The 26885-nt window shown below is 67.2% G+C and carries 24 protein-coding genes; 19 read left to right on the forward strand and 5 right to left on the reverse strand.

The features are described 5' to 3' along the window. Positions 1–8: 8 nt before the first annotated feature. A complete protein-coding gene (locus tag ACE37B_RS04385; RefSeq protein WP_409922057.1) occupies positions 9–1340 on the reverse strand; it encodes a hypothetical protein in 1332 nt (443 codons plus the stop codon). A gap of 536 nt (positions 1341–1876) precedes the next feature. On the opposite strand from ACE37B_RS04385, the gene ACE37B_RS04390 reads away from it, so the two are divergent. The 11 genes from ACE37B_RS04390 to ACE37B_RS04440 all read left to right on the forward strand — a co-directional run bounded on the left by ACE37B_RS04390 (position 1877) and on the right by ACE37B_RS04440 (position 14421). Then, entirely contained in the window at positions 1877–2200 is a 324-nt protein-coding gene (locus tag ACE37B_RS04390; protein WP_409922058.1) for an HNH endonuclease, read from the forward strand. Positions 2201–2337: 137 nt separating this feature from the next. Then, entirely contained in the window at positions 2338–2703 is a 366-nt protein-coding gene (locus tag ACE37B_RS04395; RefSeq protein ID WP_409922059.1) for an ArsR/SmtB family transcription factor, read from the forward strand. After that, positions 2696–4633, forward strand: coding sequence for a heavy metal translocating P-type ATPase (locus ACE37B_RS04400; protein ID WP_409922060.1), 1938 nt, complete (start codon positions 2696–2698; stop codon positions 4631–4633). The genes ACE37B_RS04395 and ACE37B_RS04400 overlap by 8 nt, the downstream gene beginning before the upstream one ends. A gap of 52 nt (positions 4634–4685) precedes the next feature. Then, positions 4686–5786, forward strand: a complete 1101-nt coding sequence (locus tag ACE37B_RS04405) for a hypothetical protein (protein WP_409922061.1) — start codon at positions 4686–4688, stop codon at positions 5784–5786. Between the two features lie 80 nt (positions 5787–5866). Continuing rightward, complete coding sequence (locus tag ACE37B_RS04410) at positions 5867–6289, forward strand: Fur family transcriptional regulator (protein WP_409922062.1); 423 nt, start codon at positions 5867–5869, stop codon at positions 6287–6289. 154 nt (positions 6290–6443) lie between these two features. Next, the gene (gene katG / locus ACE37B_RS04415) at positions 6444–8648 is read left to right on the forward strand and encodes a catalase/peroxidase HPI (protein WP_409922063.1); all 2205 of its coding nucleotides are present in this window, start codon (positions 6444–6446) and stop codon (positions 8646–8648) included. Positions 8649–8796: 148 nt separating this feature from the next. Then, the gene (locus ACE37B_RS04420) at positions 8797–9948 is read left to right on the forward strand and encodes a glycerophosphodiester phosphodiesterase family protein (protein ID WP_409922064.1); all 1152 of its coding nucleotides are present in this window, start codon (positions 8797–8799) and stop codon (positions 9946–9948) included. Continuing rightward, positions 9945–10475 carry a DinB family protein gene (locus ACE37B_RS04425; RefSeq protein ID WP_409922065.1) on the forward strand — a complete coding sequence of 177 codons (531 nt, stop codon included), beginning with the start codon at positions 9945–9947 and terminating at the stop codon, positions 10473–10475. Before ACE37B_RS04420 ends, ACE37B_RS04425 begins: the two co-directional genes overlap by 4 nt. 78 nt (positions 10476–10553) lie before the next feature. Beyond that, positions 10554–11450, forward strand: coding sequence for a universal stress protein (locus ACE37B_RS04430; protein WP_409922066.1), 897 nt, complete (start codon positions 10554–10556; stop codon positions 11448–11450). Between the two features lie 16 nt (positions 11451–11466). After that, positions 11467–12411, forward strand: coding sequence for a universal stress protein (locus ACE37B_RS04435; protein WP_409922067.1), 945 nt, complete (start codon positions 11467–11469; stop codon positions 12409–12411). Between the two features lie 39 nt (positions 12412–12450). Next, a complete protein-coding gene (locus ACE37B_RS04440; RefSeq protein WP_409922068.1) occupies positions 12451–14421 on the forward strand; it encodes a putative bifunctional diguanylate cyclase/phosphodiesterase in 1971 nt (656 codons plus the stop codon). On the opposite strand, the gene ACE37B_RS04445 is transcribed toward ACE37B_RS04440, so the two are convergent. Continuing rightward, positions 14358–15497: a cupin gene (locus ACE37B_RS04445; protein WP_409922069.1), complete on the reverse strand. Its 1140-nt coding sequence runs from the start codon at positions 15495–15497 to the stop codon at positions 14358–14360. The genes ACE37B_RS04440 and ACE37B_RS04445 overlap by 64 nt on opposite strands. Before the next feature lie 73 nt (positions 15498–15570). Between ACE37B_RS04445 and ACE37B_RS04450 the strand changes: the two genes are divergently transcribed. Continuing rightward, entirely contained in the window at positions 15571–16011 is a 441-nt protein-coding gene (locus ACE37B_RS04450; RefSeq protein ID WP_409922070.1) for a Zn-ribbon domain-containing OB-fold protein, read from the forward strand. Further along, positions 16008–17156 (forward strand): thiolase family protein, encoded by a 1149-nt coding sequence (locus ACE37B_RS04455; RefSeq protein ID WP_409922071.1) that lies wholly within the window; start codon positions 16008–16010, stop codon positions 17154–17156. Before ACE37B_RS04450 ends, ACE37B_RS04455 begins: the two co-directional genes overlap by 4 nt. A gap of 31 nt (positions 17157–17187) precedes the next feature. On the opposite strand, the gene ACE37B_RS04460 is transcribed toward ACE37B_RS04455, so the two are convergent. Then, positions 17188–17610 (reverse strand): hypothetical protein, encoded by a 423-nt coding sequence (locus tag ACE37B_RS04460; protein WP_409922072.1) that lies wholly within the window; start codon positions 17608–17610, stop codon positions 17188–17190. Positions 17611–17630: 20 nt separating this feature from the next. Between ACE37B_RS04460 and ACE37B_RS04465 the strand changes: the two genes are divergently transcribed. After that, positions 17631–18401 (forward strand): serine hydrolase domain-containing protein, encoded by a 771-nt coding sequence (locus ACE37B_RS04465; protein ID WP_409922073.1) that lies wholly within the window; start codon positions 17631–17633, stop codon positions 18399–18401. 24 nt (positions 18402–18425) lie between these two features. On the opposite strand, the gene ACE37B_RS04470 is transcribed toward ACE37B_RS04465, so the two are convergent. After that, positions 18426–19433: a histone deacetylase gene (locus tag ACE37B_RS04470; RefSeq protein ID WP_409922074.1), complete on the reverse strand. Its 1008-nt coding sequence runs from the start codon at positions 19431–19433 to the stop codon at positions 18426–18428. A gap of 45 nt (positions 19434–19478) precedes the next feature. Here ACE37B_RS04470 and ACE37B_RS04475 point away from each other — a divergent pair, with 45 nt between their 5' ends. The 3 genes from ACE37B_RS04475 to ACE37B_RS04485 all read left to right on the forward strand — a co-directional run bounded on the left by ACE37B_RS04475 (position 19479) and on the right by ACE37B_RS04485 (position 24230). Beyond that, entirely contained in the window at positions 19479–22064 is a 2586-nt protein-coding gene (locus ACE37B_RS04475; RefSeq protein ID WP_409922075.1) for a GNAT family N-acetyltransferase, read from the forward strand. A 61-nt stretch (positions 22065–22125) separates the two neighbouring features. Further along, positions 22126–22713: a hypothetical protein gene (locus tag ACE37B_RS04480; protein ID WP_409922076.1), complete on the forward strand. Its 588-nt coding sequence runs from the start codon at positions 22126–22128 to the stop codon at positions 22711–22713. Positions 22714–22880: 167 nt separating this feature from the next. Beyond that, entirely contained in the window at positions 22881–24230 is a 1350-nt protein-coding gene (locus ACE37B_RS04485) for a M20/M25/M40 family metallo-hydrolase (RefSeq protein ID WP_409922077.1), read from the forward strand. Here the strand turns inward: ACE37B_RS04485 and cofE are convergent. Beyond that, positions 24223–24975, reverse strand: a complete 753-nt coding sequence (gene cofE / locus ACE37B_RS04490) for a coenzyme F420-0:L-glutamate ligase (protein WP_409922078.1) — start codon at positions 24973–24975, stop codon at positions 24223–24225. The genes ACE37B_RS04485 and cofE overlap by 8 nt on opposite strands. 47 nt (positions 24976–25022) lie before the next feature. Between cofE and ACE37B_RS04495 the strand changes: the two genes are divergently transcribed. Continuing rightward, positions 25023–25982, forward strand: coding sequence for a 1,4-dihydroxy-2-naphthoyl-CoA synthase (locus ACE37B_RS04495; RefSeq protein ID WP_409922079.1), 960 nt, complete (start codon positions 25023–25025; stop codon positions 25980–25982). Between the two features lie 16 nt (positions 25983–25998). Next, positions 25999–26781: a TrmH family RNA methyltransferase gene (locus ACE37B_RS04500; protein WP_409922080.1), complete on the forward strand. Its 783-nt coding sequence runs from the start codon at positions 25999–26001 to the stop codon at positions 26779–26781. Positions 26782–26885 lie beyond the last annotated feature (104 nt).

The following is a 26885-nucleotide window of genomic DNA, read 5'->3' on the forward strand; positions in this document are numbered from 1 at the left end:
GAAGCGGCTCAGCGGCTGGCGCGGAACCGGACGGTGCCGAAATCGATCTCGGGCACCTCGCTGGTCACCGCGGTCGCAGTGGTCATGACGTTGATGAACACGGGCGACCCTTGCGATCGGTCGCACACGATCCGGTCGTCGAAAAGGTCCGCGACCTCGCAGAAACCGGTGTCGATGCTCACGCCGTCTTCGACGAGCGCGAGGTCGGCCGACTCGGACGCAGCGGTGGCGAGGTCGTACCGGCGGGTACGCAGGGTCGGGTCGAAGTCATCGCCGACGAAAGCGGGCTCGAGCACCCAGACCGACTCACCGACATCCAAGAGACTCAGGTTGGTATCGGACGGCAGCTCCACGTCGTGGCGCGGTGTCCCGTCGAGGTCGAGGATCTCCAGGAAGTTCCTGGTGGTCTCGGAGGCGAGTACCGAGATGGCATCGTCACCGAACCGAGCCTGGCGAACGCCCGACTCGAACGCATCGACGTCGAGGATCGTGGTGCGCTCGCCCGAATCGATGTCGAGCAGCACGAGCTCCTCGGTCGAGTCGGAGCCGGGCCTCAGCGGTCGAGAACCAGCCAGGATCACGGCATTGCCCTCGACGTGTCCGACGTCGAACACGGTGACCGCGCGCCCGGATTCCCCGTAGAGATCGACGCCCTCGTCGTCGATGATGGCGAATCCGGCTGCTGGCGTCCCGATGTCGTCGGGTTCGGCCGGCTGATACACGATCGTGCCGTCGACCAACAGCGCGAGACCACGCGCCGACGTGTCGTCGAAGGCAAGGGCGGACCACGAATTCGTGCCGTCGTCGATCAACACTCCACGGCTGGTGGCCGCCACTGCGTCAGCGTCCACGATGGTGAGCGCACCCTCGTCGTCAGGTGCGACCGAGGACGATGGTGCGATCGTCGTGGCGGGCCTGGTCGTCGTGGACGGTGCGGTCGTGGTGGGGTTGGTCGTGGTGGGGTTGGTCGAGCTGGTCGTGCTGCTGGGACTCGTCGTGCTGGTCGAACTCGTCGTTGCGGTGCTCGTCGATGTTGCAGCGCTCGTCGTGGGGGCACCGATCGTGTTCGTGGACACAGTGGAATTCGGCGCTGCGCTCTCGCTGGGTCGTGACCCGCCGGGGTTCGTCACCGGGCCGACGGCGGTCGTGGGGGATGATGACGCGCCGATGACGCTGCCATCTTCGGTGTCGACCGAGTTGTCGGAGCCACAGCCGGCCACCACCACCGCCACCGCCACCACCAGCTGCAGCAGGGCTGCCACAGCGAGCGATACCGACGTCCGACGACCCCGATCCAGATGCAGCTGCCCCTGCGTCCACAGCGCATCCGCCACCGTCATGGCGGGTTCCGTCTCCCCTTCCCGCGTTCGTCGTGGTTGCCGATCGTCGATACCCGCGGTCGTTCCCGGAGCGAGTGGCACCGGAACGTGGTCGACCCGCTGCTCGACGCTGGCGACCCAGCATCGTGTTGATTCTCCATGTCGATGCGTTGCTAATCGAATATGTGTTCGCTCGCATGACTGCATGTCCGACGAGTTGATCAGCGGATTGGTGAATGCCACCGATGCCGAGCTCGACGAGTTCATTCACGCCCAGGAGTCGGCACGCCGCTCGACCGAGACCGGTCTCGCGGCCGCCATCGCGGTGGCCGACGCTCGGGCACTCGGAGAAGGCAACGGGCATCGCTCGACCAAGACGTACCTGAAGGCGACGCTGAACTGGTCCGACGGCGAATGCGCTCGCTTTCGAGGCGCCGCTCGAACGATCGACGCGCACCCGGAGATCGGGGCTGCCTGGCTCGAGGCCCGTCTTCGCAGGCGCCGCCCGCGATGCGGCGCGATTGTTGACCGTGTCATGCGATCATCCCGGCTGCGACATGCCCGTCGCATCGTGCCAAGTCGATCACTCGACCGAGTGGCATCAGGGCGGGACGACCGACCGAGACAACGCGGCAATCCAGTGCCGAGCCCACAACACCGACAAACATCGGCACCGACGACGAACCGAGCGAGCGACCAACGGGCGGATCTCCACGTTCAGCCCCAACGGCACCATCATGCTCCCGGTGGGCTGCCGTCCACCCCGTTTCGATCATCCCGACGATCCCGACGATCCCGACGATCTCGACTCGCTTCCGGACGCAGAGCACTTCCTCGTGGAGGCCGCCCGCTACCGCGTCGCGGTGCTTGCGAACCGGTGAACGGTCACGAGCCCCGGTCGCCATTCCCTGCATGCGAACGCGCCCAGCCCTCCCGGCGGCCCCCTCAGGCTCGACGCAACGGCTCGACGCAACATCAGGGGTTGCCAACATCATCACCGTTCGATGATACTGACAGCATGGCAACCACGACCGATCACATCGACCTGGCTGTTGCCGCCCGGCTGTTTCACGGGCTCGGCGATCCGACAAGGCTCCGGATCCTGTTGGCATTGCTCGATGGCGAGCGACGGGTCACCGATCTCGTCGCTGCGGTCGGAACGTCCCAACCGAACGTCTCGAACCATCTGGCGTGTCTGCGCGACTGCGGGCTCGTGGTCGACCGGCCCGCCGAGCGACGGCAAGTGTTCTATTCGATCGCCCGACCAGAGTTGCACGATCTCCTGCGAGCGTCGGATCGGCTGCTGGCCGAAGCCGGCCACGAGGTCCGTCTCTGCTCCAACCCGTTGATGGACGCCACCTGCGAGAGCGATGGCGATGGTTGACGCGTGCTGCGGCGCGCCGCCGCTCGACCCGTCAGGCGACAGCGAATCGGCCGGATCCGCGAGCCGCTGGCGCGTGCAGGCGGCCACCGCATCTGCCGCAGCGTGGCTGGCAGGCTTCGCCCTCGGGTTGACCGATGCCGACGCGGCGGCGCGGGTCCTGTTCATCGCGGCGATCCTCTGTGGAGGCGCCACGTTCGTACCGGGCGCTGTCCGCAACCTCCGACACCGCCGGTTGGGTGTTGCGTTGCTGATGTCGATCGCCCTGGTCGGAGCGGTCGTGCTGGGTCAGTGGGCTGAGGCAGCCTCGCTCGCCTTCTTGTTCTCGGTCTCCGAGGCGTTGGAGGAGTGGGCCGTCACCAGGTCGCGTCACGGTCTCCGGGCAGTGTTGTCGCTGGTCCCCGACACGACACGCGTGCGGCAGGGCACCGACGTGGTGGAGGTTCCGTCGTCCGACGTCGTCATCGGAGACCAGATGGTCGTGTGGGCCGGCGAGCGCATCACGACCGACGGCGTCGTCGTCGAGGGCTACTCCGATGTCGACGTCTCGGCCGTGACCGGGGAATCGATGCACGTCGACGTCGGCGTCGGCAGCACGGTGGTGGCCGGAACGATCAACGGTGGCGGGGTGCTCGAGATCGAAGCGACCGCACCAGCGAGCGACAGCACGCTCGCTCGAGTCGTGCGTGCCGTCGAGGAGGCGCAGGATCGCAAAGGCCGTGCACAACGCCTCGCCGACCGGATCGCTCGACCGATGGTGCCCGGCATTCTCGTGGTCGCCGCGTCGATCGCGGTCATCGGTTCGCTCTTCGGCGACCCGGGCGTGTGGCTCGAACGTGCGCTCGTCGTCTTGGTCGCAGCGTCTCCATGCGCGTTCGCGATCTCGGTGCCGGTCACCGTATTCGCATCGATCGGCTCGGCCACACAAGCCGGTCTGGTCATCAAGGGTGGCGCTGCGCTCGAGGCCCTCGGCACGATCCGGGCGGTCGCACTCGACAAGACCGGCACGCTCACGCGCAACCGGCCGACCGTGGTCGAGGTGGTCACCGCTGCAGGCACCACCGACGACCGTGCGCTCGCACTCGCCGCGGCGGTGGAATCGTCGAGCGATCATCCCCTTGCACGCGCGATCGTCGACGCTGCACCCCGATCCGCCTCGGCCACGGAGGTACGCACCGTGGCTGGCCACGGCATCACCGGCATCGTCGACGGATCCGCCGTTCGAGTCGGCAAGCCCGGCTACGTCGATCCGGGCGACCTCGCAGCCGACGTCAGCCGCCTGCAGGGGAATGGCTCGACAGTGATCGTCGTCGAAATCGACGGCGCCGCAGTGGCAGCGATCGCCGTGCGCGACGAACTGCGTCCCGAGGCAGCCGACGTCGTCGACCAACTCCGACGACGCGGGCTCCGCGTCGCGATGCTGACCGGAGACAACGCCGCCACCGCCAGCACCCTCGCCGCCCAGGTCGGCATCGACGACGTACGCGCTGAACTCCTGCCCGCCGACAAGTCGGCGGCGGTCGCGCAACTCGCCGCATTCGGCCCCGTGGCGATGGTCGGCGACGGCATCAACGACGCACCTGCGCTCGCCAGTGCTCGGGTCGGCATCGCGATGGGCGCCGCCGGGAGTGATGTCGCGATCGAAGCGGCCGACATCGCGATCATGGGCGACCGGCTCACCCATCTCCCCGACGCGATCGACCACGCGGTACGCACCCGACGGATCATGCTCCAGAACCTGATCGTGTCGGGCCTCATCATCGCCGTGTTGATTCCCGTCGCAGGGCTCGGATGGCTCGGACTCGGAGCGGTCGTCGCCACGCACGAGTTGGCCGAGATCGTCGTCATCGGCAACGGCCTGCGAGCCCGCCGACGGCTCCACCGCCCCGACGCGCCCGCCGCGACACCGAGCCGCCACGTCGTCAACGCCTGACATCGAAGCACTCACGCACTCCAACCAAACCATCGCCGGTCGACGCCCTACGATGCGACGCATCGCCAGTCGTCTCCTTCTTCGTTTCGCGCTCGTTGCCGCGTCGATCGCCTGGGCGACGTTCGTGTTCACCAACACCATCGGGGACCCGGGTCGAGGCGAACGAGTGGCACGGGCCGTCCTCGATGATCCCGACGCACGAGCCGAGATCATCGCCCCGATCTCCGATGCCGTCGTCTCGACGACGGGCCTTCGAACCGACCAGCTTCCCGGTGGGCCAGCGACGGTCGACGCCGTCGTCGATCAGGTGCTGCGTGATCCCGCCGGCGCCCAGGCGTTCATCGATCCCTTTGCTGGCTCGTGGGCGCGCCTGCTCGGTGAGGATGACCCGCGTCCGGCCGAGTTCGACCTCGCGTCGATCCTCGACGACCTGGACGAACTGCTCGCTCCGCTCGGTGCGAGCACGGCAACTGCCAATGGCGCTGGGTCCGAGGCTGGGTCCGAGGCTGAGGCTGAGATCGTGGTGCCCTCGGTGCCACTCCCCCGGGCGCAACTCGATTGGATGCGCGGTGTGCGTCGCACGGTGTCGGCCTCGACCGTGCCGATGGCGCTCCTCGCCGTCGGACTCGCAGCCGGGGCGTTCGCGATCGGCGATCGTCGCCGGGTGACACGGCGGGTCGCCATCTGGGCGATCACCGCCGGCGCGTTGTGGGCGGTGATCCCGCCACTCCTCGTGTGGGCTGCGAGGTCCTGGGCACCGGGGGCGGACGCGGTGGTGGCTGTCACCATCGACGAAGCGACCAGCGGACTGCGAGCGACCGCACTGGCCCTGGTGGTTGCTGGCGGCGCGGCGGTCGCCGCGTCGTGGCTGGTGCCGTCGCGCCGGCGAGCCGCGGAACCTTCGGCGGCTGCGCGTACCGCCGAGCCTCGAGCGCAGGGCGCGACTCCGCCCGCACCGCGACCCCCCGAGCAGACCGCAGTTCTGCCGACTCAACAGCCCCCTGCCCAGCCACCTCCCCCTCACACGCCGCACCAAGCGGCACACCAAACACCACACCAAGCACCACACGGGGCAACTCCCTCGTCGACGGCCCCTGAGCCGCCGACCGATCCCGACAGCGACGCGCTGTGGGACTTCTACTCATCTCGATGACCAAGGTGCGACCCAGGAAGACGACACGGCGCTGTTCGATTCTTGGACACAGTACAAAATCAGTGCTATCCTGATCCCCGATGACCACCAATCCTGTGGAGACGCTCCGTGAACACGGCCTGCAAGTCACCGCACAGCGGCTTGCCGTGTTGCGTTCGGTCATCGCACATCCTCACGGCACTGCCAACGACATCGCCGACGACGTGCGTCACGAGATCGGCGCCATTTCTCGCCAATCGGTCTACGACACCCTCACCTTGCTCACCGAGCGCAACATCTTGCGTCGAATCCAGCCCGCTGGATCCTCGGCACGCTTCGAGGACCGTGTCGGCGACAACCACCATCACCTGATGTGTCGCACCTGCGACCGCCTCGTCGACGTCGATTGCGCTGTCGGAGAGATGCCGTGCCTCGTGCCGGTCGAGTCCGGCGACTTCATCGTCGACGAAGCCGAAGTGACGTACTGGGGAACCTGTCCGCAGTGCCGAGCGACATCGGAGTGAACACTGCACCACTGGTTGGCACCCCGACCGCTCGCCAGCCATCATCCATCGAACCCACGATCTGCCAACCCACGATCTGCCAACCCACGATCTGCCAACCCACGATCTGCCAACCCACGATCTGCCAACACAGCCACAACAACAAGGAGTACCGATGACCGACCAGAAAGCAAAAACCGCGGAGTGGGGGTCCCTCACCTCGTCGGAGTTCCAGTCCAACGAGAAGTGGTGGCCCAACGCCCTCAACCTTCGGATTCTCCACCAGAACCACCCGGACTCCACCCCGTTCGACGGTGGCTACGACTACCGCACGGCCATCCAGGGCGTCGACATCGACGCGCTCACGCAGGACGTCGACGCCTTGATGACCGACTCCAAGGAGTGGTGGCCGGCCGACTGGGGTCACTACGGCGGATTCTTCATCCGCATGAGCTGGCACGCCGCCGGCACCTACCGGGTGAATGACGGCCGTGGAGGCGGCGGCACCGGCGCACAGCGCTACGCCCCGCTCAACTCGTGGCCCGACAACGGCAACCTCGACAAGGCGCGTCGCCTACTTCTGCCGATCAAGCAGAAGTACGGCAAGCAGATCTCCTGGGCCGACCTGTTCGTCTTCGCCGGCAACCGTGCGCTCGAGACGATGGGCTTCACCACCGCTGGCTTCGCGTTCGGCCGCGCCGACATTTGGGCGCCCGAAGACGACATCTACTGGGGCCCGGAGAACGAATGGCTCGGCGCCGACACCGAGCGCTACACCGGCTCGTTCGAAGACGGCAACCGGACCCTCGACAACCCCCTGGCCGCCGTGCAGATGGGTCTCATCTACGTCAACCCGGAAGGCCCGAACGGCGTTGCCGATGCACTGAAGTCCGCGCAAGACATCCGCGAAACCTTCGGCCGTATGGCCATGAACGACGAAGAGACCGTTGCGCTCACCGTCGGCGGCCACACGTTCGGCAAGATGCACGGCGCCACGACGCCTGACAAGCACGGCCCCGAGCCCGAAGCTGCGAGCCTCGCGGACCAGGGCTTCGGTTGGGCGAACTCCCACGAGACCGGCTTCGGCGAGTACACCCTCACCTCCGGCCTCGAAGGCGCCTGGACCCCGACGCCGACGAAGTGGGACAACAAGTACCTCGAGACCATCTTCTCCCACGAGTGGGAACTGGTGCACTCCCCCGCCGGCGCACAGCAGTGGCAGCCCAAAGAGGTCAAGGACGGCTTCATGGTGCCGCCGGTTCAGCCAGGCGCACCCGAAACCAAGCCGACGATGTCGACCGCCGACATGGCGATGATCACCGATCCGGCCTACCTCGAGATCTCGAAGCGTTTCTACGAGAACCCCGACCAGCTCGCCGATGCCTTCGCCAAGGCATGGTTCAAGCTGCTCCATCGCGACATGGGACCCGCGAACCGCTACCTCGGCCCCCAGGTCCCCAGCGAGGAGTTCCTGTGGCAGGACAACGTTCCGGCTCACGAGGGCGCGCTGATCGGTGACGCCGAGATCGCCGAGCTGAAGTCCACGATCCTGGGCTCCGGCCTCGGCGCGGACGAACTCGTCAAGACCGCTTGGGCATCGGCGTCGACCTACCGTCGCACCGATTTCCGCGGCGGCGCGAACGGCGCCCGAATTCGCCTCTCGCCGATGAGCGACTGGGACGTCAACGTGCAGTCCGGCGTCGGCTCGGTCATCTCGAAGCTCGAGGGGATCCAGTCCGACTTCAACGCCAAGGGCGGCGCGCAGGTGTCGCTCGCCGACCTCATCGTGCTCGGCGGCACCGCAGCGGTCGAGGCCGCCGCGAAGGCTGCCGGCCACGACGTCTCGGTGCCGTTCACGCCGGGCCGCACCGATGCGACGCAGGAGAATACCGACGTCGACTCGTTCCAGTGGCTCGAGCCGAAGGCTGACGGCTTCCGCAACTACGTGCAGAAGCTCGGGGCCATCCCCACGGAGCACCTGCTGGTCGACAAGGCGTTCATGCTGAACCTCACCGCTCCGCAGATGACGGCGCTGGTCGGTGGCCTGCGGGTTCTCGGCGCCAACGTCGGCAACGAGGGGTACGGCGAGCTCACCGACCGCAAGGGTCAGCTCACCAACGACTTCTTCGTCAACCTCCTCGACATGGGCACCAAGTGGGCCCCCGTTGGCGAGGCCGAAGACGTCTACGAGGGCCGTGACCGCTCGTCGGGTGACCTGAAGTGGACGGCGACGCGAGTCGACCTGATCTTCGGCGCCAACAGCCAACTGCGAGCCCTCGCCGAGGAGTTCGCAGCCGACGGTGGCGAAGCCGACTTGGTTCGTCACTTCGTCGCCGGCTGGGTCAAGGTCATGAACAACGACCGCTTCGACCTCGACTGACGTCCAACAAGCGCCTCCACGTCGTTCACGACGTTCAAAGCGATTCCGTCGCCCGGTGGGGCGCCGCACACCAGCGGCGCCCCACCGGCGCGTTCGGGCACGCACGCGACCAGGACGCCCACCAAGACGATGGGTACGCTGCAACATCATGCGGACCACCACACTCGGCGTCGTGATCGTCGCTGCGCTGACCGTCGTGTCCTGCGGCAGCGACAGCGACGGAGCCAACACGGCACCTCCGACGGCCTCGTCGACGACACTCCCGACTGCGACGAACACCACGAACACCACGAACACCACGAACACCACGAACACCACGAACAGCACGAACAGCACGACCAGCACGACGTTGCCTGATCGGCCTGTCGCCATCGACGCAGTGGTCGCGCCGGAAGCGAGCACGGTTGCCGAACTGCTCGCCCTCGACCGCCCGCTCGTCATCGCCCACGCCGGCGGCGACTTCGAGGCGCCGCACTCCACGATGTACGCCTTCACCCAGACCGCACTCGCTGGCACCGATGTCCTCGAGATGGACGTGATGCTGACCGCTGACGACGTTCTCGTCGTCCACCACGACGAGACGATCGATCGCACCACCGAGACGACCGGGACCGTTCGAGACCTCCCCTACGACGAGCTCGCCGCACTGGACAACGCCTATTGGTTCGTGGCCGGCGCCTGGTCCGATCAATCACAACCGGCCGAGGCCTACGAACTGCGCGGGATCCGCACCGGCGACCGCCCCGCCCCGTCCGGATTCAGCGCTGACGACTTCCGGATCGAGACGTTCCGTTCGGTCGCCAACGCGTTCCCCGATCACGTGCTCGACGTCGAGATCAAGGTCCAGCGCGACGCTCGAGGCGAGCCCGACCTCGCACGTGCCGAGCAGACCGCACGTGTACTCGCCGACGAGATCGACGAACTGGGCCGCACCGACTCCACGATCGTCGTGTCGTTCGACGCAGCGACGATCGCCACCTTCCGCGAGTTCGCGCCCGACGTCGCGACGAGCCCCGCGCTCGACACCCTCGTCGCGTGGTACGTCGGCGAACCGGTCGAGTTCGCTCCCAACGACCTCGTGTTCCAGGTTCCGCCCTTCTACGAAGGTGTCGAAGTCCTCACGCCCGACGTCATCGCACGCGCCCAGAGCGAAGGCTTCGAGGTCTGGGTCTGGATGGACGACACCTCGATCCAGGAAAACGCCGACTTCTACCGCGATCTCATCGCCCGCGGCGCCGACGGCCTGCTCGTGTCCCGCCCCACCGTGGCCATCGACGTGCTCGAGGAGGTGAGCCGATGAACGGCCACGCGATTCCCGATCTACTTCGCGAGTTCGATCGCGCCGTCGCCTACTCCGATTCGCTGTGGCACGACCTCACCCTCGACGAAGTGCGCTGGCGACCGTCCTCCGACTTCAGCCCGATCGGCTGGCATCTCGGCCACCAAGCCGCCGTGGCGCACTATCTCGTGCGCAACCTCGTCGCTGCCGAACCGTCGCTCGATCCCGACCTCGACGCGCTGATGGACAGCATCACGCCCGAGCCGGGCCGAGGAGCGCTCCCGACGTTGGAGCGGCTCCGCGACTACCGCCATGCGTCCGCCGAACGGGTGCGGATCCGCGTCGAGCAGATCCGCTCGGGTGACGTCGGCGCCCCGGCGCAGTTGGCCCACATCGCTGTCGGAATGATCACGGCGATCATCAACCACGAGTACCAACACGGTCAGTGGATCGGCGAGGTCCGAGCACACCACCTCGGCAAAGCGCTTCCCGATCGCCCCACCTCCGATGTCCTCATCGAGATCGACGGTTACCTCGTCGTGAGCTGAGTCCCAGCGGGATCCGTGACTCCGGAGACCTGCGATCAGGACCTCCGGCCCTTCCCGCCCGTTGCTCCCGCTGCCACGATGGGGATCGAAGGGGCGTTCGATCCCGCCGAAGCGCCCCTCGCGACACTGGCAGTCACCGAGAAGGAGAGCGACATCATGGTCCAACGTCTGATCGTCCCTGCGGACGGCTCCCCGGAGTCGTGCCGCGCCATCGACGTCGCTGCGTCGATGGCTCGCGCCATCGGCGTGGAGATCGATGTCGTCACCGTCGTCTACTCCCCGCATGACGTCTCGTTCGCGCGCGGCGACCTCGACGCCTGCCTCCGCAGCTGCGACATCGCGGGCGTCGACATCAACCTCGACATCCGGCTGTCTCGCGGATCGGTCGCCGACGAGATCGAGGCCGCGCTCGTCCGGCACCCGGGCTCGGCCGTGGTCATGTCGTCGCTCGGCCGCGGTCGGAGCGCGGCGATCGTCGGGAGCGTCACCGAGGAAGTGCTGACGCGGACCTCCGGGCCGGTCATGCTGGTCGGCCCGAAGGTCACCCCTCCGACGTTCGACGGCCCGGTCGTCGTCTCGGTCGACGGTTCGAACGATTCGGAGATCGCGCTGCCCCTCGCTGCGTCGTGGTCCGCGCTGTTGGGCGCGACGCCCTGGGTCGTCCACGTGGTCGGCGAACGCGACCTCGGCACCACCGACGGTGACGTCATCGACTCGGCCTATCCCGCTCGACTCGCACGCGACATAGCAGATCGGTCAGGTCGCGACGCGGCCTTCGAAGAACTGCACGATGCACATCCGGCAGCGGCGCTCGCGTCGTTCGCCGAGCGCATGCACGCGTCGCTGATCGTCGCCTCGTCGCACGGGCGGACGGGTCTGTCACGCTTGGCGTTGGGAAGCGTGACCTCGGGTATGGTCCGCGAGGCCACCTGCCCCGTCCTCGTGACACGCGTACCGCAGCAGACCGACTCCTGAAAGCAATGGTCCGACCATGACCACATCAACCGGAACATCAACCGGAACATCGACCGGAACATCGACCGGGAACCCGGCGACGCCCACCCGCGACTGGATCGTCGGTGTCGACGGCTCGGACGGATCTCGCCATGCTGCGCTGTGGGCGACTGCGCACGCTCGTGATCGCGCCGAGCGGCTGCGGTTCGTCAGCGCCTGGCACATCCCGTCCGCGCCGGCGCTCCCACCGATCGGGCCAATGCACAAGTACTGGAACATCGAGGCCTACGAAGCGGACGCTCGCTCGGCCGTTGAGCAGCTCGCCGGCGACCTCCGCTCGAGTTCGTCCGTCCCGATCGAAACGAGTCTCGTGAAGGGCCCGGTCGCCGACGTACTGATCGGCGCTGCACGGCACGGCTCGCTCCTGGTGGTGGGCAGCCGGGGTCTCGGCGGGTTCTCGCGCTTGGTGCTCGGCTCGACGAGCACACAGTGCGCCACGCACGCTCCCGTGCCGGTCGCGGTGATTCCAGACGTGGCGCCGCCCGACTCCACCGACCACATCGTGGTCGCCTTCGACGGTTCACAGAACTCGATCGACGCGCTGGCGTGGACCCTCGACTACGCGGCGCCCGGCACCGACATCGAATGCGTCGGCGTGTGGGACATCGCCCCCGTCGCCATCGGAATCAACCAGTACTACATCCCCGAGTCCAACGAAGCAGCGCAGGACGAGTTCGAAGGTCTCGTCGATCGTTGCCTCGACGATCTCGGCGTCGAACGCTCCGCAATCCGCCGTTCGTTCGTCGAGGGACGCACTCGCCAGGAGTTGGCGACCGCCGCACGAGACGCCGACATGCTCGTGATGGGAGCTCGCGGCCACGGTGCCGTGGCATCCCATCTTCTCGGGTCGGTGTCGACCTGGTTGCTCCACCACGTCGAACGCCCGATGGTGGTCGTCCCCCATCGCTCCGCCACCAGCTGAAACAGTCAAGTTCGTCCGTCGTTGTGCCGATGCCACATCGTGGCAGCGGAGGACGACCAGAGCGCGCTGAATGGCCGCGAGTCCAACGACGCCGAACGTCGCGTCAGGCTCGAACTAGCGGCCAACTCCGTCGAACAGGTCGACCGCTCACTGATCCCGCAATTGTTCGCGATCGTCATGATCGTGATGCTGTTCCGATCGCGCCTCGACACCGACCTGATCTGGTGGTGGGCGGCAGCCGCCGTGCTCAACGTCATCCGAGCGTTCGCGGTCAACGTGATCGACAAGCGGCGACTGGCGAACGGGCGGCCACCGGCGATGTCACCGTTCGTCAACGTGGCCAACAGCGTGTTCTTCGGAGCGATGTGGGGATCACTGATCTCGATCGCCGAGATCGACGGCGACGCCACCGACCAGGCGATGGCGATCGTGATCAACCTGGCCGCCCTGAGCATGACCGCAGTCGTCTCTGCCGGCTCGCGCAGCACATATTTCTCGGTGCTCGTAGGAAGCCTCGCAGCGCTCGTCGTCGGCTGGTCGATCAGCGAGGATCTCGAACCGGTCTTCGTCGGCTTGTGCGTCATGTACTTCTTCGTCGCCGGCTACCTCCACGACACCGTGCACCGGATGCTGCGCAGCAACACAGCAGGGATGTTCCGCAACGAGGAACTCGCCAACCAACTCGCCGAAGCGCTCGCCAATCGCGACCCGCTCACCGGTCTCCTCAACCGCTCAGGCCTCGCCGCGTGGACTGCCGACACGCTCCGCCACACCTCCGGGCAAAGGATCGCTGTCGCCGTCGGCAACGTCGACCGACTGAGCTCGGTCAACGAACTGTTCGGTGCTCGCCATGGCGACCGACTCCTCGCCGACCTCGGGGCACGCCTCGACACGTCGTCGGGAACGCACACCGCAGTGGCCCGCGTCGCCGGCGACGAGTTCGCGGTCGTACAGATCATCGTGGACCATGTCGATGGTGAGCGGACGCGAGCGGTGCTCGAACGAGCGACCGCCGAGTCGTTCGAGATCGACGGAGACCTCGTCGACGTCTCGATCACGACAGCGACCGCTCTCGGCGCGCACGACGACCTCGACAACCTCATCACGTCGGCGTCGGCACTGGTTCGCGACGAGCGATCCAAGCGAGGTCCGTCACTCCTCAGCTCGGGCGGCCCACTCCACGAACGACGAGCGCTGATCGACGAACTCCGCGCCGGCCTGGTCGACGGCTCGGTCACCCCGTGGTTCCAACCGATCGTCTCGTGCCACGACGGCCGCATCGTCGGGTGGGAAGCGCTCGCCCGCTGGAAGCACCCAGAACGCGGTCTCATCCCGCCACTGTCTTTTCTCGGGCTGGTCGAACTGGGTCAGCTCAGCGAGGCGTTCACCGACCGGATGCTCGACGAGAGCATCCGATTCGCTGCCACGCTGACCTCGCTCGGCCGACGCGACGCGGCACTGGTCCACGTGAACCTGTCGGCGCCACAGGCGCGCCGTGCCGACCTCGACCGCACGATCTCCACGATGCTCGATGCCTGGAGCGTCGATCCTTCGACGTTGACCATCGAGATGACCGAACAGGACATCCCCAACGTCGACCTCGGTCTCGTCACCAACTTGAAGGCAGTCGAACGGCTCGGTGTCGGGCTCGCCATCGACGACTTCGGAACCGGATACTCCAGCCTCAGCCACCTTCTCGACATCAGAGCCACCGAACTGAAGGTCGACAAACGGTTCGTCGATGGCCTACCGAACGATCGGACCAGCACCGAATTGGTGCGCGGCGTCCTCGGCCTGGCAAAAGGTATGGGCATGATCACCGTTGCCGAGGGTGTCGAAACCGCCGCCCAAGCCGCCTTTCTGCGTGACAATGGCTGCGATCTGTTCCAGGGCTACCTCGTGTCGCCAGCGCTGTGCGAGCACGACGCCATCGACCTCCTGACCGCTCACACCGGCGCGTCGGTGCCAACGATCGCATCGGCGCTCATCGACACCACCAACGCCTCGTGACCTCGGTCGACATCGACCCAACGCCACACGGTGCCGGGCGGCAACGCGACACTCGCGCGCTCCGGCAAGGGCACCGGACCGTGCCCGTGCACCTCGAGCGTCGCTGCACCGCGGACACCGACGCACAGCACGAACTCCTCGTCGTGGCGCATCCAGCCTGACGACGCGGGCGACGCTGCGTCACCTGACACCACGACCGCCCCGGCGAGCCCATCGGTGGCCGAACCGACACCGGTCTCGCGGGCTCGCAGTCCGCTGACGATCCAGGCGGTCGTCGACGCGTCGCGCGCCACGTGTCGAACGAATCGCTGACCCCCGAAATCCCGATCGGGTCGCAGGAGGGCCGTCGGAAGCGCGAGATCGTGGTCGGCGATCGTGTCGTGCTCGGCGGGGCACCCGACTTCGATCACTTCGAGGCCAGCAGAGCTGCGCAACACTCGGTGTCGAATCTCCGGAGGCTGCACGACGCAGTCGCCTGCTTCCATCCGAAACGGCGAACCCTGGTCTTCGTAGACCACATCCACCCATCCGGCGGCGACGAAGATCATCTGGAAGCGGATCCGGTGGAAGTGCACCCAATCCGCGACGTCGCCACCATCGGTGATCGCGATGTGGCTGGCGATGAATCGACCTCCCCAGCGATCGGGCAGCAGATCGCGGTACTCCATACCGGCACGGCCCACGCCGAACCCGCCGTCGGCTGCACCGACGACCGAGAGCGTCGGCTGAGACTCGGGGAGATCGAGTTCGGCAATGGGTCCGTTCGATCCGGACGTCGACCGCAACGTCAGCGTGGAGCCATTCGGGGTACGCAGAGTCCAGCCGCCCTCGCTCGGCTCATCCATCGGCCCCTCGATCTCGAGGTGGACCGGCACGTCGCGTTCGGATCGCACGAGGACGACACGCACCCCGTGACCGTCGAGCACGATGCGACGCGGGTCGTCGGCGGGCGTGATCACGTGGACGCGGAACCCGCCGTCGGCAACGAAGGCGTCGAGATTGGCGCCCAGGTCGACGCACTCGACGACGATCATCGCCGTCGTCTCCGTCGTGCTCGCTGCGCGAACCGTCTCCATCTTCGAAGTCTTGCACCCGGCGTTGCGTCACTCCGGATCGTCGCCGCCCGGTGTCGTTCCCTATCGTGCCTGCATGGCACGTATTCCAGTGGACGACGGCGTGATCACGTCGGTCGACGACCCACGACTCATCGGAAGTCGTTGCGACGACTGCGGCAACCACATGTTCCCCACGCAGAGCAGCTGCCCCAAGTGCGCCGGGACCTCGACCACCCCCGTCGAACTGGAAACGCACGGCACGCTGTGGACCTGGACCGTGCAGGGCTACCCGCCCAAGGCTCCGCCGTATCTCGGCAACGCGGACCCCAAGACCTTCGAGGCGTTCGGCGTCGGCTACGTCGAACTCCCCGGCCAGGTCAAGGTCGAGACACGTCTCACCGAGGCCGACCCCGAGAAGCTGAAGATCGGCATGGAGATGGAGCTCACGCTCGTCCCGCTGTACACGAACGACGATGGCGATGACGTGGTCACGTTCGCCTTCGCCCCCATCAATCAGAACGGAGACCAGTCATGAGCCAAGACGTCGCGATCGTCGGCATCGGCATGCACCCCTTCGGACGCACCGAAGGCGTGTCCGGCATGGAGCAGGGCGCGTTCGCCGTCCGCCAGGCGTGCGCAGACGCCGGTGTCGACTGGAAAGACATCGAGTTCGCGTTCGGCGGCTCCGCTGCAGCGGGGGCACCCGACACGATGGTGTCGCAACTCGGCCTGACCGGCGTGCAGTTCATCAACGTGGCCAACGGCTGCGCGACCGGTGGTTCCGCCCTCTTCTCGGCGGTCAACACGATCAAGGCCGGTGTCGCCGAACTCGGCATCGCGATCGGCTTCGACAAGCACGAACGCGGCGCATTCCGCGTCAACACCAAGGGCGCGGGTCTCTCCGACTGGTACGGCGCGTCGGGCATGGCGCTCACCACCCAGTTCTTCGGGATGAAGATCAACCGCTACATGCACGAGCACGGCATCAGCCACGACTCGCTCGCCCGAGTGTCGGCGAAGGCGTTCCGCAACGGCGCGAAGAACCCGATGGCCTGGCGCCGACAAGAGCTCAGCGAAGCGCAGATCCTCGAATCGGCGATGCTCTCCTACCCGCTGACGCAGTACATGTTCTGCTCCCCCGGCGAAGGCGGCGTCGCGATGATCCTCGCGCCCGCCGAATCGGCCCACAAGTACACCGACAAGCCGGTCTTCTTGAAGTCGGCCGTCGTTCGTTCACGCCGCTTCGGTTCGTTCGAAGTGATGGCGCCGCACATCGCGCTCGAGCACAACTCCGGGCCGACGGTCGATGCCTCCACGGCGGCGTTCGAGATGGCCGGGATGGGTCCCGACGACATCGACATCGCCCAGCTCCAAGACACCGAGGCCGGCGCCGAGATCATGCACATGGCCGAGAACGGCTTCTGCGAGCACGGTGAGCAAGAACGGATGCTGGCGATGGGCGAGACCGAGATCGGTGGACGACTCCCCGTCAACACCGACGGCGGCTGCCTCGCCAACGGCGAACCGATCGGTGCCTCCGGCCTGCGCCAGGTGTACGAGAACGTCCTCCAGCTGCGCGGCGAAGCCGGCAATCGTCAGGTGCCCAACGACCCCAAGACCGCCTACACCCACGTGTACGGCGCACCGGGAATCTCCGGGGTCACGATCCTTTCGCGCTGAGCCGCACCGCTAGCCTCGGCGGCGTGCATCGCTACGTCGTCGCGTTCGCGCTGGTGCTCGCGTCGTGCGGCACCAGCGACCAGACGATCGACGCCGGCTTCGGCGCGGCGAGCCCCAGCCCCACCTCCGAGGTGCCGTCCACGATCGTGTTCTCGCCGGTCGAGACCGACGTGCCCGTCACCTCACCGTCGACCTCGACGACCACCAGCACCGTGACCGCGACCAGCACGACGACCACGAGCACCACCACGTCGAGCGTGCCGGTTGCCGTCCAGCCGATCCCTGCATCGGCCGACGACCTGCCACCGCTGGCCGATCCGTGGCTGAGTCGGACAAACGAAGCGTTCGAATCGTTGGCTCGAAACAACGTCGGCGCTTCGGTCTCGGTGAGTCGCGGCGGCACCTTGATCTTCGGTCGCGCCTCGGGCACCACGGTCGGGGGGTGCTCCGGCAACGTCCGACACCCCGATGGTGGTGGCCAGCGTCAGCAAGCTCGTCGTGGCCATGGCGATCGCTCGCCTCGATCAGCGGGGAGCGATCGACGTCGACGGTCCCGTTCCGTGGGCCGAGATCGGCATCCTCGCGAATCCAGGATGGGCCGACGTGACCCTGCGCGAACTCCTCCATCACACGTCCGGCTTCCCGGAAGCTCGGAGTTCGTGGTTCACCCCCGGCGCCGATTGCCGGGGACACGCGCAATCGCTGGTCGCCAACGGGCCGCTCGCGAGCCGTGGCGAACGCACGTACTCGAACGGCAACTACTGCCTACTCGGACTGGTCGTCGAAGCGACGACGGGTGAAGCGCTCGACGTCGCCGCGCAACGACTGGTCTTCGACCCCGTCGGTGTCGACGGTGTCCACCTCAGCGGTGACGCGCTCCTCGCCGACGACATGCCCCACCCGCATGGCGCCGGCGTCGCGCGACTGTCACGGCTCGGCGGTGCGGGGACGCTCGTCGTGTCGACGGACGACCTCGCCATCGCAGTGGGCCGATTGTTGCCAGCGGACCTCGATGTCGTCCGCTTCCCTGCGGTCTTCACCGATCAGTACGGGTTCGGGCACACCGGCACGATCGACGGAGCCAAATCGTGTGTCTGGGTGATCGAAGCAGGACGGACCGTCGTCTCGGCGACGATCGCCGGCAACGCACTCGGTACCGGCGGCGCAGTGTGCGACGCCGTGCTCCCCGCTGTGGCCCGTGACCTGGGGACCTCCGGCGACGGACGCCCGACTCGCGAACCCTGACGCTCGATCCGGTGCGTCCCGTCGTCAGAGATCCCAGCGTTGCTTGGCAGCAGTGATCGTCGGTACGCCGATCTCGCCCGACGACGTCGACTCAGGTCGGTAGTCGCCGCCGACCAGTGCACTCAACGTCGCCCCGGTCGACATGCTCAGCGCATCGAAGTCATAGCCGCCTTCGAGCGCCACGACGGTGCGACGGGCGGGCACGAGTTGCTGCAGACGCTGAGCCAGGTCGGCGTAATCCGCCGACGTGAGCTCGAGGCCAGCCAATGGATCATTGCGATGCGCATCGAAACCGGCCGAGATGATCAACCACGTCGGCGCGAATCGCTCGATGACCGGAGCGATCACCTCGTCGACCGCCCGACGGAACACATCGCCGCGGGTACCGGCAGGAAACGGCAGATTCAGATTCGAATACGGAGCAGCCTCCGATCCGGTCTCGTAGGCATGACCCGTCCCGGGATACATCGGCGACTCGTGCGTCGACACATAGAGCACTCGCGGGTCGTCGTAGAACAGGTCTTGCGTTCCGTTGCCGTGGTGGACATCCCAATCGACGATCGCGACCCGCTCTCCTTGGTCGGCCAACGCTGCCGCCGCAACGGCGACGTTGTTGACGAGACAGAAGCCCATCGCCCGTTCGGCGACCGCGTGGTGACCGGGAGGCCGACTCGCAGCAAACGCCACGTCGCACTCGTCGTTGCGTAGCGCATCAACCGCGTCGAGCACCGCTCCAGCGGCGCGCTGTGCGGTCACCCACGAGCCCGGCGCTGCAAACGTGTCGGGGTCGAGTTGGCCGCCTCCGGTCGTGCAGAAGGTCTCGAGTCGGGCGATGTAGTCGGGGTTGTGGACCCGGACCATCTCGTCGACCGTGGCGAGTCGAGGCTCGACGAATCGAACCGCATCGTCGAGGCCTGCTGCCGGAATTCCGGCGAGCGATGCGTCGAGCCGACCTCGGCGCTCGGGGTGCCCCGGGGGCGTCGCGTGCTCATCCAGATCGGCTGCGGCAAAGACGGCGATCGGACGTTCCACGACTCCACGTTACTTTCGACCTCCCGGAGTGCCATGCTTGAGGCCGTGCCGACCGACGATGCGAACGCCGACGTGAACGCCGGACAAGCCGTCGATACTGCTGTGACATCGCGCTGGGCGACGTCGGTCGTGCTGGGCGACGGGGAGTCCGCATACATCCGTCCGCTCGTTCCTGCCGACCAGGATGCACTCCTCGCCTTCCATCACCGCCAGTCTCGCGAGAGCGTCTACCGTCGCTTCTTCTCGCCGAAGTCCACGCTCACTCCCGCTGAACTCGAACGCTTCACGACCGTCGACATGGTCGACCGCGTCGCACTTGCCGTGGAGGTCCACGACGAGTTCGTCGGTTGGGCCAGCTACGAACGTTGGCCCGGCCGCAACGAGGCCGAGGCCGCATTCATGGTCGACGACCAGCACCATGGCCGTGGGATCGCGACGCTGCTGCTGGAGCACCTCGCTGCCATCGCGGAGTCGAACGGCATCGAGCGTTTCACCGCCGAAGTCCTCGCCGACAATCGGGGCATGCTCGCCGTGTTCGGCAAGGCAGGTTGGCCGCTCGGTCGGCGGTTCGAATCGGGTGTGGTCGACCTCGACTGGGAACTCGCGACGACCGAGCAGTTCCTCGACAGCGTCGAACGTCGCGAACAGCGCGCCGACTCCCGAGCGGTCGCTCGCATCCTTCTGCCGCGTGCGGTCGCGGTGATCGGTGCATCCGACAAGCCCGACTCCGTCGGCCGCGTGCTGTGGCAACACGTGTGCAACAGCGTCTCGGTGCCGGTGTATCCGGTCAACCCCCGCATCGACGACCTCGACGGAAAGCGCTGCTTCGGATCCGTGGCCGAACTGCCCGACGAGACCTCGCTCGCCATCATCGCCGTCCCCGCCGCGGCGCTCGAGTCGACGATCGACGCATGTATCGCCAAACGGATGCGTGGTGCCGTGGTCGTCACCTCGCTCGTTGGCTCGGGCGTCGACATCGAGGTGCTCGTCGCGAGAGCGCGTCGAAACGGACTCCGTCTCATCGGCCCGTCGAGCATGGGCATCGCGTCGCTCCACGAGGGCTCGGTCATCCAGGCAGCGCTGGTCGACGTCCGACTGCCGGCCGGAGGCGTGGCGATCTCGATGCAGTCCGGCACGCTCGGCGCCTCCCTGCTCCGTCGAGCACGCGACCTCGACCTCGGCGTGTCGTGGTTCGTGTCACTCGGCGACAAGTCCGACGTGTCCGCCAACGACCTGTTGCAGTTCTGGGAGGACGACGAGAACACGCGCGTCATCGCGCTGTACACCGAGACCTTCGGCAACCCGCGCAAGTTCGCGCGCATCGCGCGACGGGTGAGCCGTACCCGACCGATCGTCGCCGTGCGCACCGGATCCGCCGCCACGGGCACGATGGGCAGCGCGCTCTATCAACAAGCCGGTCTGATCGAAGTCCCGTCGGTCAGCGAACTGCTCGACACGTGCCGACTGTTGAGCACGCAGCCCATCATGCGAGGGCCCCGAGTCGCCATCGTGAGCAACTCCCCCAGCCCGACCACGCTGGCCGCAGCAGCGCTCGAGTCAGCGGGCCTGACGCCGCTGCGAGTGCCCTCGCAACTCGACTGGACGTCGCAACCCGACGCGTTCGAAACCGCGATCGCAGCAGCGCTGGGCGATTCGGGCATCGACGGCGTGCTGGCGATCTACGCGCCGCCGGTCCCCGCCGACGAGCGGCTGATGGCGGACGCGATCAATCGGGCCGGAGCGGGCGCGAGCAAGCCGCTGGTGGCGGTGATGATCGGATCCGGCGACGGCCCGATCCGGAAGGGTTCGGGCGTTCCGGGCTATGCCTTCCCGGAGCAGGCGGCGGTCGCGCTCGGCCGGTCGTTCGCCTACGGCAAGTGGCTCGCCACCGAGTCGGTGGCCGCTCCCGCACCGACTCGACCGGTCGACCCGGCTCGCGCCAAAGCGATCGTCGGAGACGCGCTGGGCGCCGGGACGACCGAACTCGACGTCGAGGCCGCGGCGACGTTGCTGTCCACCTACGGCATCACCATGGCAGCATCGCGCACGGCCACGCCCGACACCGCTGCGACCATCGCCGACGAGGTCGGCTACCCGGTCGCCGTGAAGTCGACGCATCGACGCCCCGGACGCTCGGTTCGCTCCGGCGTCGCCCTCGACCTCAACCATCGCGACGACGTGGTGGAAGCGGTGGAGGTGATGGTCGAGTCTCTCGGCTCGGACGCCGACCACTTGATCGTTCAGGAGATGACCGAGCCGGGGATCACCGTTCGGATCCGATGCCAGCACGACGAACGTCTCGGCACGATCGTGTCGGTCGGCTACGGCGGCATCGACGCCGAGATCATCGGCGATCACGCCGACCGTCTCGCGCCGCTCTCCCCGTCGGCGGCGGCGGCGATGCTGACCGACACCCGCGTCGGTGCTGCCCTCGTCGAGGCCGAGTTCGATCCGTCGCCGCTCGTCGACACGCTCGTTCAGGCGTCGCAACTGTGCGCCGATCACGTCGACATCGACCTGCTGGACCTCAACCCGGTCATCGTCTCGGCGAAGGGTGCCGTCATTGCCGACGCGGTCGTCCGCCTCGTCGATCGACCCGATCACGACGGCCCGATCCGCCGGCTGGGCTGAGTTCTCGCGACGGGCGGGGATCCGCCTCCACCATCGACGGAGGTGATGAACTGGGGTCGTCATGTTCCTGCGAATCATCGTCCCGACGGTCCTCGTGCTCGCTGTCATGGCGTCGTTCTACGCGTGGTACCGACGCAAGCTCTCCGATCTCGACCCGTCCGACGAGGTGCGCTCACTTCCCGGCGCGCGGCTGACCGCAGAGCGGTTGCGTGTGCTGTCGAGTCCGCCGTGGCGGGTGGTGTACGAGATCGGCCCGAAGCACTTCGGCGACGTCGATCATGTGGTGATCGGACCAGGCGGGCCGATCGCCATCGAGACGAGCATGGTCGATCGACCGGTGCTCGATCCTGCAGCCGACCGCTCCGATGCGCACGTCGTGGCCGCTGCGGCCATCGCCCGCGGCGGGGTCGACGACGTCACGCGCTCGGTGGGCGTGCCGTGCAGCCTGCTCGCGCGCGTCTACTGGGGCACGCCGCAACCCGATCGTCCGGCCGCGGTGCAGCTCGCACCGGGTTTGGTCGCGGTCGAAGGGCAACGACTCAACGACTGGCTCGTCTCGATGCCGCCCGGCCAACTCACGCCGGCCCAGGTCGATCAGGTCTGGCAGGCGATCATCACGGGCATCGGACGCCCCGACCCGCTCACATAGCACCACCGTTCAACAGCTGGGGTCAGACCCCACGTGTTGAACAGCTGGGGTCAGACCCCACGTGTTGAACAGCTGGGGTCAGACCCCACGTGTTGAACAGCTGGGGTCAGACCCCACGTGTTGAACAGCTGGGGTCAGACCCCACGTGTTGAGGGTAGGTTCTGACGATGGCGTCCGCTGAGGAGTTCGAAGGACCGACCACCGAGTTGTTGCAGACCCTGATCCGCAACGAGTGCGTCAACGACGGCACCCCCGACTCGGGGTTCGAGACACGATCGTCCGACACGCTCGTGCAGTACCTCGAGGGTTCGGGCGTCGACGTGCAGACCTTCACCCCCCATCCCGGTCGCGACTCGATGGTCGCCCGCATCGAAGGATCGGATCCCGGTGCCCCGTCACTGTGTCTGATGGGCCATACCGACGTCGTCCCCGTCACCCCCTCCGGCTGGGAACGCGATCCGTTCGGCGGCGAGTTGGTGGACGGCGAAGTCTGGGGTCGCGGCGCGATCGACATGCTCAACCTCACGTCGTCCATGGCCGTCGCGTTCCGACGCCTCGCCGACGAGGGTTTCACCCCCAAGGGCGACCTCATCTTCTTCGGGGTCGGCGACGAGGAGGCTGGCGGCGTGCACGGAGCCGAATGGATGGCCGAGCATCACTGGGATGTCATCGATGCCGACTACGTGCTCACTGAACTCGGCGGGTGGTCGACCGAGTCCGCCGATGGGGTGCGCCATGTCACCGTCAACGTCAACGAGAAGGGACTGTCGTGGCGGAGGTTGCGTGTACGCGGGACACCGGGCCACGGATCGATGCCGTTCGGTGCCGACAACGCGCTCGTCAAGTCCGCCGAGATCGTGCGGCGACTCACCGAGTACCGGCCGAGCCCACTGATCGACGAGATCTGGCGCGCACAGGTCGCGACGATGAACGTGCCCGACGACATCCGAGCCGGGCTGCTCGACCCGGCCCGCATCTGGGACACCATCGCCACCCTGCCGACCCCGGTCGCTCGGACCTGCCACGCGCACACCCACACCACCTTTTCGCCGAACGTGGTGCACGGCGGCGCCAAGACGAACATCATCCCCGATGTCGTCGACCTGCATGTCGACATTCGCACGGTGCCTGGCACCACACAGGACGACGTGATGGGTCACCTTCGCGACGCGCTCGGTGACCTGTTCGGTCACGTCGAGGTCGACGTGCTCCAGAACAGCAACCCGACGAGCTCGCCCTTCGGTGCCGGCACGCCTCTGTGGGATGCGATGGAGCGCCACACTCAGACCGCGTACCCGAACGCGCAGCTCGTCCCTGGGCTCGTCGTCGGTGGCACCGACGCACGCTTCTACCGTGAGCGGGGCCGCACCGCATACGGCGCGGGGCTGTACTCACGCAACGTCGACTTCGCGACGTTCGGGTCGCGCTTCCACGGCCACAACGAACGCATCGACGTCGAGTCACTCGGGTTGTCGGCGAACTTCTGGTATCACATCGCCCGCGACCTGCTCACCTGAACAGGTCGCGCTCGGAATCGCGCAGCACGGGCGCCATCGACGCATCGTCGTCGCGTTCCCACTCGAAGCCGCGGACGACTGCCACCGGGACGCGGCTCGTGTTTCCCTTGACGAGTTCACCGGCGCCGGCGAGTTCGTCGGCCGTGCAGATCTCCTGCACGTGGAACTCGTGACCGTGCGGATCCTTCTGGCCGATGTAGCTGAGCAGCGGGTTGATCCCGGCTACACCGATCGCGATGTCGGTCTGGCCCTCGCGCCACGGACGACCGAACGTGTCAGACATGATCACGGCCACGTCGACGCCGAGGTCGGCGAACACCACCCGCTGCTGACGGCACGAGGCGTCGGGATCCTTCGGCAGCGTGAGGATGCGCCCCGCCGCCCCACTCGACGATTGATCGACGCCGCTGTTGGCACAGCAGAACCCGTGATGCGTCTCGGTGATCAAGACGGGGCCGATCTGGCGGATGACTCGCTTCGACTCGCGCAGCACGACCTCGACGACGCGTGGATCCTTGTCCCACTTCGCGGCCCAGGTCGCAGCGAACGGCGACGGTTCCACGTCGACCAGTTCGACCGTGCAGCCCTCGGCTTTCGACACGATCTTCGACGTGACGATCACGATGTCGCCGTCGAGCAGCGGATCGCCCTGCTCCGCTGCAGCGGCGTGGATCATCGTGGCGAGATCGTCGCCGGGGGTGACCTCGGGAAGACCCGTGACACCGAAGATCGAGAGCGATGGCATTCCTGCAACGTAGTGGGCGACGGTGCCCCTGACGCCAGACTGGAGCCATGACGACAGGCAAGACCACCGCCAACGCCACCAGCACCACGAGCGGGACCACGAGCGGGACGGTGTCCGAGATCTTCGACCCGGAGCTGTGGAACGAGGTTCCCGGTTTCGACTTCACCGACATCACGTATCACCGTGCGGTCGATGCCGGGGTCGTGCGCATCGCATTCGATCGCCCCGAGGTCCGCAACGCCTTTCGCCCTCACACGGTCGACGAGTTGTACCGAGCGCTCGACCACGCCCGCATGTCGACCGACGTCGGCTGTGTGCTGCTCACCGGCAACGGTCCGTCGGAGAAGGATGGCGGCTGGGCGTTCTGCTCCGGAGGTGATCAGCGCATCCGCGGCAAGGACGGCTACAAGTACGCAGACGGCACCACGGCCGACTCGATCGAGCCCGGCAAGGCGGGGCGCCTCCACATCCTCGAAGTGCAACGGCTGATCCGGTTCATGCCCAAGGTCGTCATCTGCCTGGTCAACGGTTGGGCGGCCGGCGGTGGCCATTCGCTGCACGTCGTGTGTGACCTGACGTTGGCGAGCAAGGAGCACGCTCGCTTCAAGCAGACCGACTCCGATGTGGCCAGCTTCGACGGCGGGTTCGGTTCGGCGTACCTGGCTCGCCAGGTGGGTCAGAAGTTCGCTCGCGAGATCTTCTTTCTCGGCGAGACCTACTCGGCCGACGAGATGTTCCAGATGGGCGCGGTCAATCGTTCGGTGCCGCACGCCGACCTCGAACGCACGGGGCTCGAGTGGGGCCGTGCGATCTGCTCCAAGAGCCCGACGGCGCAACGGATGTTGAAGTTCTCGTTCAACCTGATCGACGACGGCCTCGTCGGCCAGCAGGTCTTCGCCGGCGAAGCGACCCGTCTCGCCTATGGCACCGACGAGGCAGCCGAGGGCCGCGACAGCTTCCTGCAAAAGCGTGACCCCGACTGGTCCGACGTCCCGTACCACTTCTGATCGTACGAGCATCACCGTGACGCCGATCAGCATCGACGATCCGGACGACCCTCGCTTCCGGCAGTTCCGGCTGAACGAGCGTGGACTCGCCAGCCGCGCCGACAAGCGCAACGACGCCGGCGCCGGGCTGTTCCTCGCCGAAGGCGACCTGGTCGTCGAGCGGGCACTCGACGCTGGGTGTGTGCCGGTCGCCGCGCTCGTCGATCCCGATCGCATCCCCGACGTGTCCGCTGGCCTCGAATGTCCGGTCTACTGCGGCGGCGACCAGGTTCGACGCATCGTGTCGGGCCTCGGCATGCCGCAGGCGATCATCGCGCTGTTCGAACGGCCCCCACGGCCGACGGTTACCGAGTTGGCCGCAACAGCGAGACGCATCGTCGTCCTCGAGGCCGTCGACAATCCCGCCAACGTCGGCGCGATCATCCGAAACGCCGCCGGACTGGGCTGGGATGCACTCATCCTCGACCACACCTGCGCCGATCCTCTCGCTCGGCGGTCGTTGCGCGTGGCCATGGGCACGGCATTCGCGCTCCCCCATGCCCGTACCACCGATCTCCCCGGCGCCCTCGCCGACCTCGGTGACGTGACCTTGTATGCGATGACACCGGACCCCGGCGCGCCCGATCTCGCCGACATCCAGGCGACAGAGCGCGCCGCCGTGCTGATCGGATCCGAGCGAGCCGGCTTGAGCGATGCGCTCATGTCAATGGCGACGCCAGTGCGCATTCCGATGGCAGCGGGCGTCGACTCGCTCAACGCCGCCGCGGCGTCCGCCATCGCCTGCTGGGCCCTCCGCTGAACCACCACCCCACAGCGATGAGAACCGGCGCGAGGGGGTGGCTCAGGTTCTCATCGCTTGGGGAGTGATCCTCGAGGCGATGAGAACCGGCGCGCGGGGGTGGC

This window comes from Ilumatobacter sp., assembly GCF_046290335.1.
Lineage (GTDB): Bacteria > Actinomycetota > Acidimicrobiia > Acidimicrobiales > Ilumatobacteraceae > Ilumatobacter_A.